Origin of the sequence: Pedobacter sp. (assembly GCF_035566355.1) — a bacterium.
Lineage (GTDB): Bacteria > Bacteroidota > Bacteroidia > Sphingobacteriales > Sphingobacteriaceae > Pedobacter.
In genome coordinates this window covers 1-5,386 of record NZ_DATMRL010000706.1, presented here as the reverse complement: position 1 = coordinate 5,386, position 5,386 = coordinate 1, and the positions used below count along the sequence as shown (strand labels likewise).

Here is a 5,386-nt window from a genome sequence, read left to right as displayed (position 1 = left end):
CTCTCTTTGGGTGCATGTAAAAAATCACTGGAACTGAATCCACTGGATCAGGTCGCAGCCTCAAATTTTTACAAATCGAAGCAAGACTTTGACAGGGCACTTGCGGCTGTCTATTCTTCTATGCAGGGAGAAGCATTTTCTTATGGCATGCCTTTTCGGGACGGCTTTACAGATAATGGCTATAACCAATTTAATTCTGGTAGTGCAAATGATTTTTTGCAGGGAAACTTGAACCCAACAACAGGTGGATACGAAACCGGGATTTATAACGATAGTTATTCCGGAATTACCAGGGTGAACATCCTTCTTAAAAATCTTGCTGCATATACAGGTTCAGATATTAGCGATGCCGACAGAAAGGCCTATCAAGCTGAAGTTCGTTTTATCCGGGCCTATTTCTATTTCCAGTTGTACAGCATTTATGGAGACGTTCCATTGGTTTTAGAGCCATTGGATCTCAGTACTCAAAAACAGCCTAAGGTTCCTGCTGCACAGATCTTAACGCAAATCATTGCTGATTTAGACTTTGGTATAGCGAATCTAAATACGAATGCTTATTATGCCAATGGAGGACATGCTGCATCATCCTCTGCAAAAGCTTTAAAGGCCAGGGTATTGATGTTTTCCGGATACGGATCAACAGGAACTCCTGATCTTACAGTTTTAACACAAGCCAGAGATCTTTGTCTGGACGTGATGAAACAATACAAACTGAGTACTAATTTTGAAGACGTATTCCGCGATGCGACACAAAAGAACAATACGGAAATTATTTTTTCTGTTAACTTTTTAGCACCGAGTAATACGGCGCCATGGGATATGTACTATGGTGACTGGGTAGCTTCCTCTCCTTTAAAAAACTTTGTTAATGATTTTGAATGTGCAGATGGCCTTCCTTATGGTACCTCTCCATTGACGGATACAAGCAATCCTTTTAACAATCGTGATCCAAGATTAAAGAAAACGGTATTTGTGGACTTTGTGGATTTTGGTAATGGTAAAGTACACCATCCGTCAAATCCTCGTCCAACAGGTTATGGGGTGATTAAATTTTTGGAACCGAATAACATCCCTTATGGATTTTCTACACTGAGCCAGCAGGATGCGGTTATCATGAGGTTGGCTGAAGTATTGTTGATGTATGCTGAGGCTCAAAATGAAATAGCCGGACCGGATCAATCGGTTTACGATGCCATGAGAGATTTAAGGGCACGTGTAGGCATGCCCGCATTCCCTGCAGGCTATAATCAAGCACAGATGCGGCAAAGAATACGTCATGAAAGACGTATTGAACTTGCCTTTGAAGGTCTGCGTCACTATGACCTGCTCAGATGGCATATTGCCGGGGATGTTCTAAACAAGGTTACGGATAGTCCGGTTTCTTATCATTTTGAGGATAAGTTTTACAAATGGCCGCTTCCACAAACAGAAATTGATAAAAGCGGAGGCGTACTTGTCCAAAATCCTAATTACAAATAGAATAGAAATTCGCCATGGCAGACTAAAGATCATGGCGAATTTTATTTTTAAATACACACAGATAATTAACAAATCCTCAAATAAGAAATGAAATTTGGAAAGATCCTCCTTAGTTTTTGCATTTTACCCCTAATTATCAGCGCGCAGGAAAAAAAAGTAACTTCTTATGTCAATACTTTTATCGGAACAGGTCCTGTTGATGGGAACAGTTTATCAGGAAATAACTTTCCGGGTGCAGCTGTTCCTTTTGGCATGATACAGTTAAGCCCGGATACAAAAGATGTTCCGGACTGGAATGCTGCTTCTGGTTACGACTATAACGACAAAACCATTGCAGGGTTTAGCCATACTCATTTAAGCGGTACAGGTGCAGCTGATTTTTTTGATTTGTTGCTTATGCCTACTACTGGAAAGATATTTACCACAGCTGGTGACGAGAAGCATACCGCAAGCGGTTACAGGTCTCGTTTCAGCCATGATCAGGAGTCTGCAAGGCCTGGTTATTACGAGGTGAAACTGCTGGATTATGATGTCAATGTGGAACTTACCGCTACCACTCATGCCGGTTTTCACCGCTATACTTATCCTAAGAACAGCAACGGACACGTGGTACTGGATCTGAACCATACCTTGAACAAAAGCAGCTGGTCTACAAAGATTATTCAATCCCAGATCAGGGTGGTAGATCAGCATACCATTGAAGGTTTCAGAATATTGACCGGTTGGGCAAAACTGCGTAAGGTCTATTTCAGAGCAGAATTTTCAAAACCTATTTTAAAGACGTTAATTGTGAACGGTGATAAAGAATATGAAAATGAACCCCTAGTGAACGGAAGTGATTTACGAGCCGTATTTGATATAGATACCAGGGATGGAGAACCACTACTCCTCAAAGTAGGGATTTCAGCGGTGAGCAATGAAAACGCGAAAAATAACCTTCAGACAGAAATTTCCGATTGGAATTTTGATCGTACGGTCACACAGGCAGATTTGTTGTGGGAAAAAGAACTGAGTAAGATCATAGTCGAGGGTTCGGCCAAAAAGAAGGAGATCTTCTATACCAGTTTATACCATGCCTTCCTGCAACCTAATACGATGTCTGATGTGAATGGCGACTATATTGGTACGGATGACGTCACCAGAAATAGCAAAGATGGTGTTTTCTATTCCACTTTTTCTTTATGGGATACGTACAGGGCAGCACATCCGTTGTATACGCTGGTTCAGCAGAAACGAAGTACAGCATTTATTCGCAGTTTATTGTCGCAATACGACACCTATGGCTATCTTCCCATTTGGCAGTTATGGGGGCAGGAGAATTATTGTATGATCGGAAATCATTCTATTCCGGTACTGGTGGATGCGATACTAAAAGGAATAGAAGGAATTGATATAGAACGTGCTTATGAAGCGATTAAAAGATCCTCCATGATATCCCATCTCAATTCACCGTTCCGGATCTGGGAAAAGTATCACTATATTCCTGAAGATTTGCAAACGCAGTCTGTATCTATAACCCTTGAAATGGCTTATGACGATTGGTGTGTAGCTCAGCTGGCTAAAAAGCTGGGTAAAACAGAAGATTACACTTATTTCCTGAACCGTTCCTCTTATTATAAAAACTTATACGATCCTAAAATCAAGTTCTTCAGGGGTAAGAATTCTGATGGAAAATGGATAGAACCCTTTGATCCGCTAAAATATGGATCTAACGGAGGAAATCCTTTTACAGAAGGCAATGCCTGGCAATATTTCTGGTACGTACCTCAGGATATAAATGGGTTGATCACGTTAACGGGGGGAAAGCAGAAGTTTGCAGAAAAACTGGACAAATTTTTCACGCTTGAGGGTGGGCCTGAGGCAACCAATAACAATGCTTCTGGTTTTATCGGGCAATATGCACACGGAAATGAACCCAGTCATCATGTAAGTTATTTATACAATTATGTTGGTCAACCCTGGAAAACCCAGTTTTATACAGCGAAAATTGTAAATGAGCTTTATACCAATAGTCACGCAGGTTATCCCGGCAATGAAGATTGCGGGCAAATGTCGTCCTGGTATGTATTCAGTTCAATGGGATTCTATCCCGTTAATCCAGCGAATGGGATATATGCCATCGGGTCACCTTCATTTGAAAGCGCAGAGATCCACATGGAAAACAAGAAAACATTCAAGATCACTGCAAAAGGGCTTTCTGATCAGGCAGTTTATATTCAGTCTGTTAAATTAAATGGTAAAGCTTACCCCTATACTTATCTTTTGCATAAAGATATTGTGAACGGGGGACAAATGGAGTTTGTAATGGGAAATAAGCCCAATAAGAATTGGGGCGTTAAATTAAATGACAGAATACCAGATCAAATCAATTAAAGAAATATGAACATCGGTACAAAATGTATAAAGGTAGTATTAGGGCTGGTATTTGCCTCTGGCATAGGGAATGCCCAGGTGAGTAAGACTACAGAAAACAAGGGACTTAAAATTTGGGATGATCAGCCTGCAAAGGATTGGATGACACAGGCTTATCCTATCGGGAACGGAAAACTTGGCGCCATGATTTTTGGCGGTACTGAGCAGGAACATATTCAGTTTAACGAGAATAGCTTGTGGACGGGTGATGAGAAAGAGACGGGCGCATACCAGGCCTTTGGGGATATCTACATCGATTTTGACAAGAGTAGGGCCAGTTTGGTTAAGGATTATAAAAGGGTTCTGGACCTTAGCAATGCGCTCCACAAAATAGAATACAAAGAAGGCCACATCAGTTATTCAAGAGAGTATTTTGCAAGTTACCCGGCTCAGGCTATGGTTTTTAGCTATACGGCAAAAGAAAAGAATGCTTATACAGTAACCATCAAACTGAAAGATACCCATGCGGCTAAAACGTACGGACAAAAGGATCGGTTGGAGATCAGTGGCGTTTTAGAAAATGGGTTAAAATATGCAGCTGTTCTGCAGCTTAAGCAGGAGGGGGGAACATTAAGTATGGAGCAGGACAAAGAGGGAAATAAAGAAATCCGGATACAAAAAGCCAACAGTTTCCATATGGTGCTTTCTGCGGCAACCAGTTACCTTAATCAAAGATCGGCCCATTGGAGGGGTGAAGATCCTGAACAGGTTGTTCAGCGCCAGCGGTTGGCTGCAGCAGCTCAAAAATATGGAGAACTAAAGCAAGCTCATCTGAAAGACTATCAAACTTTGTTTAATCGCTTTGCTTTGCAGATCGGTAAAAATGTGCAGCAGGATAATATTCCAACGGTTCAAAGGCTAATGAATTATAAACAGCATCCGGATCCGGGCCTGGAAAGCCTTTTGGCACAATATGGAAGATACCTGCTGATCAGTTCTTCCCGGAAAGGTGGACTGCCTGCCAATTTGCAGGGTCTGTGGAACAACAGTAATAATCCGCCATGGCGCTCTGATTACCATTCCAATATTAATATTCAAATGAATTATTGGCTTGCTGAGCCTACCAATCTTGCTGAATGCGCTGTGCCTTATCTTGATTATATCAATAGCATGAGGGAAGTGAAGAAGCAAAATACACAAGCAGAATATCCAGGGGTGCGGGGCTGGACCGTAAAAACAGAAAATAACATTTTTGGCGGAGAGAGTTTTTTATGGAATACGCCAGGCAGTGCATGGTATGCGCAGGCCCTTTGGGAGCATTATGCCTTTAACCAGGATAAAACCTATCTGCAGAAATTTGCTTATCCCATTTTGAAAGAGGTTAGTGAGTTTTGGGACGACCGCTTAAAGCGCAGGTCAGATGGAGTATTGGTGGCGCCAGATGGATGGTCGCCGGAACATGGACCAAGAGAAGATGGAGTGAGTTATGATCAGCAGATCATATATGATTTGTTTACAAATTATGTAGAAGCTGCAGATTCCTTACATCTAGATC

At 41.6% G+C, this 5,386-nt stretch carries 3 protein-coding genes; all 3 read left to right on the top strand.

Annotated features, from left to right (window positions below):
• A partial coding sequence (locus tag VNZ46_RS27770; protein ID WP_325564694.1) for a RagB/SusD family nutrient uptake outer membrane protein occupies positions 1-1,479 on the top strand: 1,479 nt, incomplete at its 5' end.
• An 87-nt stretch (positions 1,480-1,566) separates the two neighbouring features.
• Entirely contained in the window at positions 1,567-3,852 is a 2,286-nt protein-coding gene (locus tag VNZ46_RS27765; protein ID WP_325564692.1) for a GH92 family glycosyl hydrolase, read from the top strand.
• 6 nt (positions 3,853-3,858) lie between these two features.
• Positions 3,859-5,386: glycoside hydrolase family 95 protein (locus VNZ46_RS27760; RefSeq protein WP_325564690.1), on the top strand; the 1,528-nt coding region annotated here is incomplete at its 3' end.